7 protein-coding genes are annotated in these 15,496 nt (G+C 72.0%); 6 read left to right on the top strand and 1 reads right to left on the bottom strand.

Features of this window, described 5'->3' with window-relative positions; genetic code table 11:
- The first annotated feature begins 35 nt into the window (after window positions 1–35).
- From ADK86_RS03990 to ADK86_RS04020, 6 genes are all read left to right on the top strand, one after another.
- A complete protein-coding gene (locus tag ADK86_RS03990; protein WP_159393770.1) occupies window positions 36–10,724 on the top strand; it encodes a non-ribosomal peptide synthetase in 10,689 nt (3,562 codons plus the stop codon).
- A 135-nt stretch (window positions 10,725–10,859) separates the two neighbouring features.
- Window positions 10,860–11,339, top strand: a complete 480-nt coding sequence (locus ADK86_RS03995) for an MSMEG_6728 family protein (protein WP_053695307.1) — start codon at window positions 10,860–10,862, stop codon at window positions 11,337–11,339.
- A 391-nt stretch (window positions 11,340–11,730) separates the two neighbouring features.
- A complete protein-coding gene (locus ADK86_RS04000; protein ID WP_234345688.1) occupies window positions 11,731–12,018 on the top strand; it encodes a hypothetical protein in 288 nt (95 codons plus the stop codon).
- Between the two features lie 234 nt (window positions 12,019–12,252).
- On the top strand, window positions 12,253–13,779 hold the full coding sequence (locus tag ADK86_RS42085; protein ID WP_107088412.1) for a YwqJ-related putative deaminase: 1,527 nt from the start codon (window positions 12,253–12,255) through the stop codon (window positions 13,777–13,779).
- A 2-nt stretch (window positions 13,780–13,781) separates the two neighbouring features.
- Window positions 13,782–14,120, top strand: a complete 339-nt coding sequence (locus ADK86_RS04015) for a toxin-antitoxin system YwqK family antitoxin (protein WP_053695310.1) — start codon at window positions 13,782–13,784, stop codon at window positions 14,118–14,120.
- A 96-nt stretch (window positions 14,121–14,216) separates the two neighbouring features.
- The gene (locus tag ADK86_RS04020; RefSeq protein ID WP_053695311.1) at window positions 14,217–14,540 is read left to right on the top strand and encodes a hypothetical protein; all 324 of its coding nucleotides are present in this window, start codon (window positions 14,217–14,219) and stop codon (window positions 14,538–14,540) included.
- 241 nt (window positions 14,541–14,781) lie between these two features.
- On the opposite strand, the gene ADK86_RS04025 is transcribed toward ADK86_RS04020, so the two are convergent.
- Window positions 14,782–15,387 (bottom strand): hypothetical protein, encoded by a 606-nt coding sequence (locus ADK86_RS04025; RefSeq protein WP_234345689.1) that lies wholly within the window; start codon window positions 15,385–15,387, stop codon window positions 14,782–14,784.
- Window positions 15,388–15,496: the final 109 nt, after the last annotated feature.

Consider the following 15,496-nt stretch of genomic DNA (forward strand, 5'->3'; position numbering starts at 1 on the left):
CCCGCTCCAGGCGCCGGCCGACGAGTGGAGGACCAGTGAACGACAGGACGCACGCGGGGGTTTCCGCCATGCCCTTCCCGGAACTCTTCGCCCGGCAGGTGGCGCGTACGCCGGAGGCGACGGCGCTGGTCTTCGAGGGCGAGTCGCTGTCGTACGGGGAGCTGGACGCGCGGGCGAACCGGCTGGCGCACTGGCTGATCGGCCAGTGCGTGGGGCCGGAGACGCGGGTGGCCGTGGTGCTGCCCCGGTCGGTCGATTTGGCGGTGGCGCTGCTGGCCGTGCTGAAGGCGGGCGGTGCGTACGTGCCCGTGGACCCGGAGTACCCGGAGGCCCGCCGCGCGTTCGTCCTCGCCGACGCGGGCCCCGCGCTGGTCCTCGACGCGGAGGCCCTGCGCCGCGACTTCTCCGCGCACCCCGCGACCGACCCCGGAGCGCGCCTCACCCCGGCCCATGCTGCCTACGTCATCTACACGTCCGGCTCGACGGGCGTCCCCAAGGGCGTCGTCGTCTCGCACGCGGGCCTCGCCGGACTGGCGGCCTCGCAGGCGGAGCGGTTCGCGGTGACGGGGGAGAGCCGCGTCCTTCAGTTCGCCTCGCCCAGCTTCGACGCGTCGGTCGCGGAGTTCTGCGTCGCCTGGCTGGCGGGCGCCGCCCTCGTCATGGCGCCCGCCGCGCGCCTGCTGCCCGGCGCGGGCCTGGCGGAACTGGTCGCCGAGCAGCGCGTCACCCACGCCACCCTGCCGCCGTCCGTCCTCGCGGCCCTGCCGCCGCGGACCACCCTGCCGGAGATCACCTCGCTGGTGGTGGCGGGCGAGAGCTGCCCGCCGGACGTGGCCGGGCGGTGGTCGGCCGGGCGGCGCATGGTCAACGCGTATGGGCCGACGGAGACCACGGTGTGCGCCACCGTCGGCGAGCCGCTGTCCGGCCGGGCGGTGCCCACGCTCGGCACGCCCATCGCGGACGTGCGCCTGCATGTGCTCGACGCGTCGCTGCGCCCGGTCCCGGCGGGCGGCACCGGTGAGCTGTACATCACCGGCACCGGTCTGGCCCGCGGCTACCTGGGGCGGTCCGCGCTGACCGCGGAGCGCTTCGTGGCCTGCCCGTTCGGACCCGCGGGCGCGCGGATGTACCGTACCGGCGACGTGGTGCGCCACCGCGCCGACGGCGAGCTGGAGTTCGTCGGCCGCGCCGACGACCAGGTCAAGGTACGCGGCCACCGCATCGAACCGGGCGAGGTCGAGCAGACGCTCGCCGCCCACCCGGGGGTCGGGCAGGCCGTGGTCGCCGCCCGCGAGGACCGGCCCGGCGACGTACGCCTGATCGGCTACGTCGTACCGGCCGACGGCCCCGCGCCGGACGCCACCGGGGCCGACGCGCACCAGGTCGGCGAATGGCAGCGGATGCACGACCTCGTGTACGCCGACGAGGCCAAGCCGCAGGACGACGAGCCGCCGTTCGGCGAGGACTTCAGCGGCTGGAACAGCAGCTACGACGGCACCCCGATCCCCGTGGACGAGATGCGCGACTGGCGCGCCGAGACCGTCCGGCGCATCCTCGCACTCCAGCCGCGCCGGGTCCTGGAGATGGGCGTCGGCAGCGGCCTGCTGCTCTCGCAGGTGGCTCCCGCCTGCGAGGCGTACTGGGGCGCGGACTTCTCCGCGCCCGCCGTCGAGCGGCTGCGCCGCCAGGTCGCCGCCGTACCGGACCTGGCCGGCAAGGTCGAGCTGAGCTGCCGTCCCGCCGACGACACGACGGGCCTGCCCACCGGCTACTTCGACACCATCGTGATCAACTCGGTCACCCAGTACTTCCCCAACGCCGCCTACTTCCTGCGCGTCCTGCGCAACGCCATGGATCTGCTCGCCCCCGGCGGCCGGGTCTTCGTCGGTGACATCCGCAACCGGCGCCTGCTCCGGCTCTTCCGTACGGCCGTCGAGCTGACCCGCGCCGGGGCCGGTACCGACACGGGCGCGCTCGCCGCGGTGATCGACCAGGGCGTACGGCTGGAGAAGGAACTCCTCGTCGACCCCGACTTCTTCGCCGCGCTGTCCGCCGAACTGCCCGCTCTGGCAGGCGCCGACCTCCAGCTCAAGGGCACCCGCCACCACAATGAGCTGACCCGCCACCGCTATGACGCCGTGCTGCACAAGCAGCCCGCCCGTACGGTCTCCTTCGCCGATGTGCCGTGCCTGGTCTGGGGCAAGGACGTGAACGACACCGGTGGCCTGGAGGCCGCCCTGCGTTCCCGGTCCGGGCAGCGGCTGCGCCTGACCGGAGTGCCCAACCCGCGCCTGGCGGGCGAGGCGGCGGCCGAGGCCGCCGTCACGGCGGGCCTGCCGGTGGGCGAGGCGCGCGCTCGGCTCGGCGGGGCCGACGCCACCACCGGGGCCGAACCCGAGCTGATCACCGAACTGGGCGCCCGCCTCGGCCTGTGGACGGCCGTCACGTGGTCGCCCGACGGCACGGAAGGACAGTACGACGTCCTCTTCGCGCCGGAGGCGGATCTGGCCTCGGCGGCCCCCGTAGCCCTCTGCCGCCCGTCCGGCGACCTCACCGGCCCCCTCGCGGACCACACCACCGACCCCGGCGCCGCCCTGACCACCGCGGCCCTGGTCACCGACCTCCAACGGCACCTGCGCGACCGGCTGCCCGCCTACCTCGTACCCTCCACGATCGTCGCGCTGGACACCCTCCCCCTGACGCCGAACGGCAAGGTGGACCGCGCCGCGCTGCCCGCGCCCGACCTGTCCCACGCGGGCGACGGGGCCGGCGGCCGGGCGCCGCGCACCCCGCGCGAGGGCGTGCTGTGCGAGCTGTACGCCGATGTCCTCGGCGTGCCCCGGGTCGGCATCGACGACAGCTTCTTCGCCCTGGGCGGCCACTCCCTGCTGGCCACCCGCCTGATCGGCCGCATCCGCACCGCCCTGGACGTGGACCTGCCGATCACCGCGGTCTTCGAGGCCCCCACGGTCGCCCAGCTCGCCGAGCACATCGATGCCGCCGCCTCCGGGGGCCGCCCGGCGCTGCGCCCGGCCCCGCGCCCCGGCGCGCTGCCCCTGTCGTACGCCCAGCGCCGCCTGTGGTTCCTGCACCGCCTGGAGGGCCCGAGCGCCACGTACAACGTCCCGCTCGCGCTGCACCTGTCCGGCGAGCTGGACCACGACGCGCTGCGGGCGGCCCTCGGCGACCTGCTCGCCCGCCACGAGAGCCTGCGCACGGTCTTCCACGAGACGGCCACCGGCACCCCGCACCAGGTCGTCCGCGACCTGGGCGACCTGCCCGACCTGTCGTCCGTCTTCTCCGTCGTACGGACCGGCCCCGACGACGTACGGCGGCTGCTCCACGAAGCCACCCGCCACGCCTTCGACATCGCCACCGAACTTCCGCTGCGCGCAACGCTGTTCCACGTGAAACCACACGAGCATGTGCTGCTGCTCCTGCTCCACCACATCGCGGGAGACGGCTGGTCGGCGGCCCCGCTCTCGCGCGACCTGGCCGAGGCGTACGACGCGCGGCGCAAGGGAGCGGCGCCCCAGTGGTCGCCGCTGCCGGTGCAGTACGCCGACTACACCCTCTGGCAGCGTGACCTCCTCGGCGACCCGCAGGACCCGGACAGCGTCCAGAGCCGGCAGCTGGCCTACTGGACCGACCAGTTGAAGGACCTCCCCGAGGAGATCGCCCTCCCGTACGACCGCCCGCGCCCGCGGCGCGCGACGTACCGGGGCGACGCCTTCGGCCTGGAGCTGCCCGCCGCCCTGCACGCCGATCTGCACACGCTGGCACGCGACACCGGCACCAGCCTGTTCATGATCGTCCAGGCCGGCCTGGCGGCCCTGCTCACCCGCCTCGGCGCCGGTACGGACATCCCGCTCGGCAGCCCTGTGGCGGGCCGCACCGACCAGGCCCTGGACGACCTGGTCGGCTTCTTCGTCAACACCCTCGTGCTGCGCACCGACACCTCCGGCGACCCCACCTTCCGCGAGCTGCTGCGCCGCGTCCGCGACACCGACCTCGCCGCCTGGTCCCACCAGGACCTGCCGTTCGAGCAGCTGGTCGAGGCCCTGAACCCGGTGCGCTCCGCGGGCCGGCAGCCCCTGTTCCAGGTGGTCGCCGCCGTGCAGAACGCCCCGGAGGGCGGCTTCGGACGGCTCGGCGTCCGCACCCGCTCCGAGCTGATCAGCACCGGCACCGCCAAGTACGACCTCTTCTTCAGCCTCTGGGAGCGCCAGGGCCCGCAGGGCGAACAGCGCGGCCTGGACGGCTTCGTGGAGTACAGCACCGATCTCTTCGACCGCGGCACGGCCGAGACGCTCGCCGCCCAGCTCGTCCGCGTCCTGGAGACGGCGGCCGCCACGCCGGACGTCCCCCTCGCCCACCTTGACATCCTGACGGCCGGGGAGCGCGAGCGGTTGCGCCGGGACGCGTCGGCCGCCGTGCCCGCCGTACGGCACAGCACGCTGCCGGAACTGTTCGCCGAGCAGGTGGCGCGTACGCCGGAGGCGACGGCGCTGGTCTTCGAGGGCGAGTCGCTGTCGTACGGCGAGCTGGACGCGCGGGCGAACCGGCTGGCGCACTGGCTGATCGGCCAGGGCGTGGGGCCGGAGGCGCGGGTGGCGGTGGTGCTGCCGCGTTCGGTGGAGCTGGCGGTGGCGCTGCTGGCCGTGCTGAAGGCGGGCGGTGCGTACGTGCCCGTGGACCCGGAGTACCCGGAAGCGCGCCGCGCGTTCGTCCTCGCCGACGCCGCGCCTGTCCTCGTCCTGGACGACGAGGCCGTACGCCGGGACCTGTCCGCCCACCCCGACACGGCTCCGGTGACCGGCCTGCGCCCGGCCCACCCGGCGTACGTGATCCACACCTCCGGCTCGACCGGCACGCCCAAGGGCGTCGTCGTCACGCACACGGGCCTCGCCGCGCTGGCGGCCTCGCAGGCGGAGCGGTTCGCGGTGACGGGGGAGAGCCGCGTCCTTCAGTTCGCCTCGCCCAGCTTCGACGCGTCCGTCTCCGAGATGTGCGTGACCTGGCTGTCCGGCGCCGCCCTGGTCATGGCGCCGGGGGAGCGGCTGCTGCCCGGCGCGGGCCTGGAGGAACTGCTCGCCGAGCAGCGGGTCACCCACGCCACCCTGCCGCCGTCGGTCCTGGCCGCGCTGCCGCCGCAGGCGACGCTGCCCGGCCTCGCGTCGCTGGTGGTGGCGGGCGAGGCGTGCCCGGCCGACCTGGTGGAACGGTGGTCGGCGGGGCGGCACATGGTCAACGCGTACGGCCCGACCGAGGCCACCGTGTGCGCCACCGCCGGCGAGCCGCTGAGCGGGCGTGTGGTGCCCTCGCTCGGCGCGCCGATCGGTGACGTACGGCTCTTCGTGCTCGACGCGCTGCTGCGCCCGGTGCCGGACGGCGCCGCGGGCGAGCTGTACCTCGCGGGCTCCGGCCTGGCCCGGGGCTACCTGGGGCGTTCCGCGCTGACCGCGGAGCGCTTTGTGGCCTGCCCGTTCGGCCCGGCGGGCACGCGCATGTACCGTACGGGCGACCTCGTACGCCGCCGCGCAGACGGCGGCCTGGAGTTCGTCGGCCGCGCCGACGACCAGGTCAAGGTACGCGGCCACCGCATCGAACCGGGCGAGGTCGAGCAGGCGCTCACCGCCCACCCGGCGGTGCGCCAGGCCGCCGTGGCGGCGCGCGCCGACCGCACCGGCGACCTGCGCCTGACCGGCTACGTCGTGCCCACCGCCGACGCCGCCCGGCAGACCCTCGCCGCCGACCTGCGCCGCGACCTCCTCGGCCGGCTGCCGGAACACCTGGTGCCGTCCGTGATCACGGTGCTCGACGCGCTGCCGCTCACCCCGAACGGCAAGGTGGACCGCAGGGCCCTGCCCGCCCCCGACCCGGCCCGTACCGGCGGGGACGCGGGCGGCCGGGCCCCGCGCTCGCCGCAGGAGGAGATCCTGTGCGAGCTGTACGCCGACCTCCTCGGCGTCACCCGCGTCGGCATCGACGACAGTTTCTTCGCCCTCGGCGGCCACTCCCTGCTCGCCACCCGCCTGGTCAGCCGCATCCGCGCCGTACTGGGCGTGGAACTGCCCATCGCCGCCCTCTTCGAGGCGCCCACCGTCGAGGCCCTGGTCGAACGCCTCGGACTGTCCACCGCGCGGATCCGCAGCGCCCTGCGGCCCATGCCGCGCCCCGAGGTCCTGCCCCTGTCGTACGCCCAGCGCCGTCTGTGGTTCCAGTACCGCCTGGAAGGCCCCAGCCCCACGTACAACATCCCGCTCATGCTGCGCATCGCGGGACCGGTCGACGAGCAGGCGCTGCGGGCCGCGCTCGGCGACCTGCTCGCCCGCCACGAGAGCCTGCGCACGGTCTTCCGCGAGACCGGCGGCACCCCGCAGCAGGTCGTCCTCGACCCGGCCACGGAGCCGGACGCCTTCGACGTCCTGAGCGTCACGGAGGACGTGCCGGACGACCCCGCGGCCTTCCGCGAGCTCCTGAAGCAGGCCGCGCGGCACCGCTTCGACCTGACCACCGACCTGCCGCTGCACGTAAAACTCTTCCGTGTGGGTCTGCAGGAGACCGTCCTGCTCCTCCTCCTGCACCACATCGCCGGTGACGGCTGGTCGATGGCCCCGCTGTCGCGCGACGTGGCGACGGCGTACGACGCGCGCCGCGCGGGCCGGGCCCCGCGGTGGACGCCGCTGCCCGTCCAGTACGCCGACTACACCCTCTGGCAGCGGCAGTTCCTCGGCGACCCCGAGGACCCGGACAGCGTCTACGGCCGCCAGATCGCGTACTGGCGCGAGCAGCTGCGCGACCTCCCCGAGGAGATCGCCCTGCCCTTCGACCGCCCGCGCCCGCAGCGCGCCTCCTTCCGCGGCGACTCCATCACCTGGGAGATCCCCGCGGACCTGCACCAGCGCCTGCACGCCCTCGCGGGCGAGACCGGCACCAGCCTCTACATGGTCCTCCAGGCGGGCCTGGCCACCCTGTTCACCCGCCTCGGCGCCGGTACGGACATCCCGCTCGGCAGCCCGGTCGCGGGCCGTACCGACCAGGCCCTGGACGACCACATCGGCTTCTTCGTCAACACGCTGGTCCTGCGCACCGACACCTCCGGCGACCCCACCTTCCGCGAACTCCTCCAGCGCGTACGGGACACCGCCCTCACCGGCTGGGCCCACCAGGACCTGCCCTTCGAGCAGCTCGTCGAGGCCCTGAACCCGGTCCGCTCCGCGGCCCGCAACTCCCTCTTCCAGACGATGCTCACCCTCGACAACGCGCCGGAGGGCGAGTTCACCCTCGGCGGCCACCCCGCCCACACCGAACCCGTGCACGTCGACGCGTCCCGCTTCGACATGTCGGTCTTCCTGACCGAACGGCGCGGCGCGCACGGTGAACGGCCCGGCATGGACGGCGCGATCGAATTCAGCACCGACCTCTTCGACCGCGGTACGGTCGAGGCGCTGGCCGCCCGGCTGGTCGCGCTGCTCGACGCGGTGACCGCCGACCCCGACCAGTCCCTAGCCCACCTCGACGTACTGACCGCCGACGAACGCGCCCTGCTCCTCGGCGAGGTCAACGCCACCGACCGGCCCGTTGCACGCACCTCCCTCGCCGAGGCGTTCCAGGCCAGGGCGTCCGCCCACCCCGAAGCGCCCGCCGTGACCGCCGACGGCACGACCCTCACCTACGCCGAGCTGAACGCCCGCGCCAACCGCCTGGCCAGGCACCTGATCAGCGAGTACGGAGTCGGCCGCGAGAGCCGCGTCGCCGTCCTCCTGGACCGCTCCGCCGACCTGGTCGTGGCGATCCTCGCCGTCCTCAAGGCGGGCGGCGTGTACGTACCGCTCGACCGGCGCTACCCGGCCGCCCGGATGCGCCTGATCGCGGCCGAGACGGAGGCCGTCCTCGTCCTCACCCAGCGCGACCTGCCGGCCGCCGCCTACCTTCCCGGCGTACCGGCCGTGCACGTGGACGCCTGCGCCGGAACGGTGGCGGACCTCCCCGCCACCGACCTCGCCACGCCCACCGCCCACGCCGACACCGTCGCGTACGTCATGTACACCTCCGGCTCGACCGGCACGCCCAAGGGCATCGCCGTCACCCAGGGCGACGTGGTGGGCCTGGCCGCCGACCACTGCTGGGGCGAGGGCGCGCCGGACGGCGCCCGGCACACCGTGCTCGGCCACGCCTCCATCGCGTTCGACGCCTCCACCTTCGACCTGTGGGTCCCCCTGCTCAACGGCGGCCACCTGGTCATGGCCCCGCCCGGAGACCTCACCCCCGACGACTACCGGAGCCTGCTCACCGACCACCACATCACCGCGGTCCTCCTCACCACGGCCCTGTTCAACCTGCTCGCCGAGGAGTGCCCCGGCGCGCTGGCCGGCGTCCGCCAGGTCTGGACGGGCGGCGAAGCGGCCTCCCCGTCCGCCGTACAGAAGATCCTCAACGCCTGCCCGGACACCCGCGTCTTCAATGTCTACGGGCCCACCGAGGTCACCATGGCGGCGACCTACCACGCCCTCCAGGGACCGCAGCGGATCGCCGGCACCGTCCCCATCGGGCGCCCCATGGACAACATGCGCGCCTATGTCCTCGACAGTGCCCTGCGCCCCGTGGCCCCGTCGGTGACCGGCGAACTGTACGTCGGCGGCGCCGGCCTCGCCCGCGGCTACCTGAACCGTCCCGGGCTCACCGCCGAACGCTTCCTCCCCGACCCCTTCGGCGCGCCGGGCACCCGCATGTACCGCACCGGCGACCTGGTCCGCTGGACCGCCGACGGACGACTCGACTACGTCGGCCGCGCCGACACCCAGGTCAAGATGCGCGGCTTCCGCATCGAACCCGGCGAGATCGAAACCGTCCTGGACGCCCACCCCGCGGTCGCCCAGGCCACCGTCAACCTGCGCGAGATCGCCCCCGGCGACACCCGCCTGATCGCCCACCTCGTCCCCGTGACCAGGGAAGCCTTCGACGCCACGGCCCTGCGCCGCCACCTGCGCGACCGGCTGCCCGCCTACATGGTCCCGTCCGCGCTGGTGGCGCTCGACGCCCTGCCGCTCACCCCGAACGGCAAGGTGGACCGCGCCGCGCTGCCCGCCCCCGACCCGCGCTCGGAACTCGGCGGACGCGGCCCCCGCTCGCCCAAGGAAGAGATCCTCTGCGCGCTGTACGCCGACGTGCTGCGCGTCCCCCGCGTCGGCATCGACGACAGCTTCTTCGTCCTCGGCGGCCACTCCCTGATGGCGACCCGCCTGATCAGCCGCATCCGTACGGCCCTGAACGTGGAACTCCCCATCGGCGCGCTCTTCGAGGCCCCCACCGTCGCCGCCCTGGCCCGGCGCATCGACTCCGCCACGGCCCGGCCCCGCCCGCCGGTGAAACCCGCCGCACGCCCCGATGCCCCCGTCCCCCTCTCCTACGCCCAGCGCCGCCTGTGGTTCCTGCACCGCCTGGAAGGCCCCAGCCCCACCTACAACATCCCGCTGGCCCTGCGCTTCTCCGGCACCCTCGACCCCGAGGCCCTACGGGCCGCCATCGGCGACCTCGTGGCCCGCCACGAAAGCCTGCGCACCGTCTTCCCGCGCCGGGCCCGCGCGGCCCAGCAGATCATCCTCCCGCCCGACTCCGGCCGCGACCTCCTCACCGTGGTGGAACTGGCCCCCGACGACCTCGCCCCGGCCCTGCAGAAGGCCGCCCGCCACCCCTTCGACATCACCACCGGACACCCGCTGAAGGCCACCCTCTTCACGACCGGCCCGACGGACCACGTCCTGCTCCTCCTCCTGCACCACATCGCAGGCGACGGCTGGTCCATGGCCCCCCTGTCCCGCGACCTCGCCGCGGCCTACGACGCCCGCAGCGCGGGCGAGGAACCCCAGTGGACCCCGCTCCCCGTCCAGTACGCCGACTACACCCTCTGGCAACAGCGGTTCCTCGGCGACCCGGCCGACCCCGACAGCACCTACTCCCGCCAACTCGCCTACTGGCGATCACAGCTGGCGGGCCTGCCCGCCGAAATCCCCCTACCCCTCGACCACCCGCGCCCTGAAGCCACCACCTACCAGGGCGACATGTTCCCCCTCCACATCCCCGCCGACCTCCACCAGGGCCTCCACGCCCTGGCCGGCGACACCGGCACCAGCCTCTACATGGTCGTCCAAGCGGGCCTGGCAGCCCTCCTGACCCTCCTCGGCGCCGGTACGGACATCCCCCTGGGCAGCCCCATCGCCGGCCGCACCGACCAGGCCCTGGACGACCTCGTCGGCTTCTTCGTCAACACCCTCGTGCTCCGTACGGACACCTCCGGCGACCCCACCTTCCGCGAACTCCTCACCCGCGTCCGCGAAACCGACCTGGCCGCCTGGTCCCACCAGGACCTCCCCTTCGAACAACTCGTGGAAGCCCTCAACCCCGCCCGCTCCACCGCCCGCCACCCCCTTTTCCAAACCCTCCTCACCCTCGACAACGCCCCCGAACGCCACTTCACCCTCGCCGGCAACCCAGCCCGAACCGAACCGCTGGACCTCGGCGTGTCCCACTTCGACCTGTCGTTCGGGCTTACGGAGCGGCGGTCGGGGGAGGGGGTGCCGGAGGGGTTGGAAGGGTTTGTGGAGTTCAATACGGACGTCTTCGAGAAGAAGACCGTGGTGCGTATCGCGGAGAAATTGGTCGGACTGCTGGGAGCGGCTGTGGCGGGGCCGGACAGGGCACTCTCCGAACTGCTCCCGTAGACAGCTGAAACGGCCGGAAGAACGGAGCCCGCTCGAACGGCCGGAAAATCGGGGCCCGCTACGCCCTCGCCCGGATGACGTAGCGGGCCCCGCCGATCCCACGGAAGGCAGCCGCCAGGACATACACCTGTCCCCATGCAGACCTTCCTCCCGTACCCCGACTTCGCGGCCTCCGCCGCCGTCCTCGACGCCCGCCGCCTGGGCAAACAACGGGTGGAAACCCTCCAGGTCCTCCGCGGCCTCACCGTCCCCGGCTACGGCTGGCGCCACCACCCGGCCGTCCGCATGTGGCAGGGCTACGAGGAGGCACTCGTCCGCTACGGCCTGGAAATGTGCCGGGAGTGGACGGAGGCGGGACGACGGGACACCTGCGCCACAACACTGGCCACGGACTTCGGCGCGTACCGCCCACGAGCTTCCATCCGCTCGTACACGGAGCTCTCGGATGCCGGGGAACTGCCGAATTGGCTGGGGGATCCGGCATTCCATCGGAGTCATCAGTCGGCGTTGGTGACGAAGGATCCGGGGCATTATCGGGCTTATTTTCCGGATGTGCCGGAGGGGGTGGGGTATGTGTGGCCGGTTTCGGATCGGGACACCGGTCGAGGCGCGTGACGGAGCCCCGGCCGCGGGGCTGTGATCGGCAGGGGTGACCGGGCGGAGAGGAAACTCCGTACGTGCATTACCCTGCCGACCCCGGCCGCCGGCGCGACGAGAAGACGGGAGCCGCGCCGGTGACGGAAACCGGAAGGGCATCAGGCGCGTCGGTTAGGTTGATCAGCCGACAGAGCAGCCATGAGAACGGGAAGGTCATTCCATGACGGAATCCGGCAATACGGGTGGAATACCGGATGGTGCAGCTTCCGCCCGTAACAACGGAAGCCCCGGCCCGGAGGGGAACGCGGCCGGTACCTCCGGCGGAAACGCAGCCGGCGCCCCGGGCCCTCAACCGCCGTCGCTGCCGCCCTATGCTCCGCCGCCCCCGCCGTCCGCCACGCCTCCCGCGGTGGTGCCGACCGATGCCGATCACGCGCTGGAGATCGGCCGTACGCTGTTTCCGCGTGAGGGTTCACCCGGCGGCCCGGTCGGCCTCTTCGTGCACGAATTCGACATCGGCTACCTCATCTACCCCGGCTATCCGGTCCATGACGATCCGAATGTGCCGCCGCCCTGCCCCGGCGGCAGCAACGCCGTCATCGCCAAGGCCGACGGCAAGGTGACGTTCCTTCCGAACCGCCCGCCGGAGGACGCCGTCGAGCTCTACCGCCTGCTGCTGAGCCGGGAGACACCCTGATCCTGGCCGGCGCGACCGGAATCCATGAGTTCCGCCCCGCGGCGAGGGGCGTCGTTGGTGCCACCCCGGCACCGGGCCGACCGGATGGCTGCACGTGGGGGACGACACCGAACTGTCCACCCAGTCCGCGGCCACCGCGACCGCCCCGCCGCCCACCACCGCGCACAGCCCCACCCCGGACGCGGGCCCGACACCCGGCTCGACGCAGACACCCCGCAAAGCGCGGGACCGGCCATGGGCATGCCTGCCGCCACGCCACCCCATGCGGGCCCACTCCTTACAACGCCACCCCGTCGAACTCCGCCCCGCCGCGCAGCAGCACACCGTCCAACGCGCACACCGCATCGCAGCCCAACCACCGCCCCGACGGCCGCCGCCCCATCCAAGACGTCACCCAGCAGCCTCGCCCCGACCGCCCGCCGTACAACCCGCGACTGGACGGCCCGCGTCGCCCCGAAGCTCCCGCCACCCTGCCGCACAACCTCCGACTCCGTTCCCAACGCCGACTCCGACACCCGCGACGCGTCCGCAGACAAGGCCGTCGACGATCAGAACGAGCCGTCGGACAACCACGGAACGACGGAGCCTCAGCACGAGCGCAACGACGGACGGGCGTCCACGTCATCGTCGAGCGACCGGGAAAGTCTGCCCGCACATCGTGGTGCCGACATTTCCGATCACCTGGACAAGGCATTTCGCAACGATCCTCATCCGCTGAGGTACGGCAGGCCGGCCGAGGAAACCCCCGACGGTCCGGCCGAACCTGCCGGCGCCGACCACCACCTCGACCAGCACGAGGAGGACACCGGTGCCGACCGGGGCGAGGACCAGGACCCGGCCGTACGGTTCAAGGTGCCTTCGGCCAGTGACGTGCGCGTGGACGATCCCCTCCAGTTCCCGGACCCGGTCGACCCCGGTGATGCTCCCGACACTCGTGACCTGGATTCGGAGGTCGAAGAAAAGAGCCGTGGTGGATTTGTCGAGCAAATCGACCTGGACGACACCGACCGGGTGAAGCTGGACGACGACGGTCTGATCGTGAGTATCGACGGAAAATCCGTCCGAGAGTATGTGCAAGAATTGTCCGAGGAGCGGGCGCACAAGCATGCAGAGCTGCTCGTGGATGGCGAAGGCCCCTGTTCGGCTTTGGCGATCGACCGTCGAACCGGTCTCATCACCGAGGGCCTCAACGGTGACCCGGACGATGTGATCAAGCTGAAGAACCTGCACCCGCTGCTGCGCGAGAATTACTTGGGCATGGCTGCCTGGATGCATCCGATCATGACGTCGGAAGACAGCGTCCTGAAGGGCAATAAAATTGCTCCGGACGGTACGGCGGCGCGGGACGAGAATGGGAAAGTAATTCCCGATTCGGATATGGTCTATACTGGGCAGGCGTTCTTCGACAACCCCTTGCGGCACGCCGAGGTGAAGGCCGTGAATGAGCTGCTCTGGGCCCGTCAGCGTAAGCACGATGAAGACTGGCGTGCGGAGCACGGGGAAGATTCCACACCGCCGCCGTTGAGCCGTGAGGCGCTGGACGAAATGCGGTTCGACCCGCGCTGGATCGAAACCGCTGTCGTGCGGAGGGGGAAGAACAAGGGGAATGTCATCCACTCCGTCGGTGAATCAGCACCGGCCTGCCCGAACTGCAACGGTATTCTCCAGGGCGTCCCGAGCTACGCTGGTCGCCATCAGTACTCCATCGGCGACTACCGGCGCAGAGATGAAGCCAACTTCATACCTCCCGTAATGGATTGAACATGCGTATCGAGCACAAGGACACTCACCGGGACGAGGACGCGCGCCTGCACTGCGGTGATGAGCTGGTCACGGGCGAGGTCGTCTCCCGGGACCGCGAGGGCCGGGTCATCGCCCTCATCTCTTACGTCGAAGGAGTGCCGTCCGGACCGCACGTCCGGTGGTACCCGGACGGGACGAAGAAGAAGGAAGGCCAGACGCGTCGGGGGCTGGCCGTGGGCGACTGGCGCAAATGGCACCCGAACGGTCAGCTCGCCGAACATACGGTCTTCGACGATCGAGGCATGCCCGTGCGTCGCCAGGCGTGGGACCGGGAGGGAAACCTCACGGAAGACGAGTAACCCACGGCTCAACTCCCGTCGTCAGACGTTTCCCCGGGCCGATTCCGCGCCCGGGGTTTCCGGACCGCAACTGAGCTGAACAGGAGAGAAACCTCCATGGCACAGGACAACCCCACGCCACCGACCACCCCCGACGAAGCCCTCGCCCTCGTCCTCAGCCGTTATGCCCACCCCCAACTGGCGGATGGCTCCCCTGCGCCCATGCATGTCCACGAATTCGACATCGGCTACCTCGTCTATCCCACCTATCCCCCCACCGAACCGGTGGACCCGACCGCCCCTCCGGCACCCGCACCACCCGGCGGCGCAAACGTCATCGTGGCCAAGGACACCGGCGAGATGGTCACCGTCCCCAACGTCGACGACGATTCAGCCATCGCCAGCTACCGCAGGCATCGCGCACGCACAGCCAACCCCTGACCAATTCGGAAACCCGCCAGAAAACCATTCCGCTTCCCACCAGAAGCGGAATGCCCTGCCCCCTCTGATGACGGGGCCTACAGGCACCTCATACAAAGTGCCCCCGGCAGTGTCCGACCCCGCGCACACGGCTCCGGAGGCCGTCGCTGTATGACGTGGATTCCCAGCCCCATTCAAGCGATCGGCTGGGCGAGGTGCACGGGCGACCGAGTGCGCCTGAGGACTTACGAGGCCAGGGGCGTTATTTCCGGCCGGGAGTCCATTTCATGCCGAGCCGGTACGCGCGGGAGATCACGTCCTGGACGCCAGGGCCGTCCTGCGGGGTGAACCAGCGCACCTCGCGCCCGATGACGAGTTCGCTCTTCTGCCGCTTGATGAGGGCGATGGCGCAGGCGTGCGCCTGCGGCGGGCATTCGTCCAGAACCACCCGGAAGCGGTCACCGCGATCGGAGGTCAGGGTCACCACCGCGTCGAGGCCGCGGAAGTCACCGGATCCTTCGTAGATGTAGACGAAGAGCAGGAGCTTCTGGAACTCGGCCTGGTGGTCCAGGTTGATGACGAGGTTCTCTCCCGTCGCCCGGGAGCCGGTCCGGTCGTCTGCATCCAGGGCCACGTACGGAAAGCGGTCCACCGCGCCGAACGCGTTGCCCAGAGCCTGGACCACGGTCTTGGACCCGTCGGTGCAGCGGATCATGCAGCCGAGGTCGAGATCCACCTTCCTGGCCGTGGCTGACCGCAGCGACTCCCGGATCCGGCCGAACAGACCACGCGCCTCGCCCGCCGCGCGTTGGGCAGCGGCCTGTGGCGAGGTCCAGTTGAGGTTGACCTTGATCAGTCCCGACGTCACGCCGTGCTTGTCTAAGACGTCATTTCGTTTGGTGTGATCTTGCGGCAGTCTGGGATGGTGACTGCCCCTCTTGTCGAGCGGATGGTGCCGGACAGCCTGTGGGAGCTGT

Origin of the sequence: Streptomyces sp. NRRL F-5755, from assembly GCF_001279365.1 — a bacterium.
GTDB classification, from domain to species: domain Bacteria; phylum Actinomycetota; class Actinomycetes; order Streptomycetales; family Streptomycetaceae; genus Streptomyces; species Streptomyces rimosus.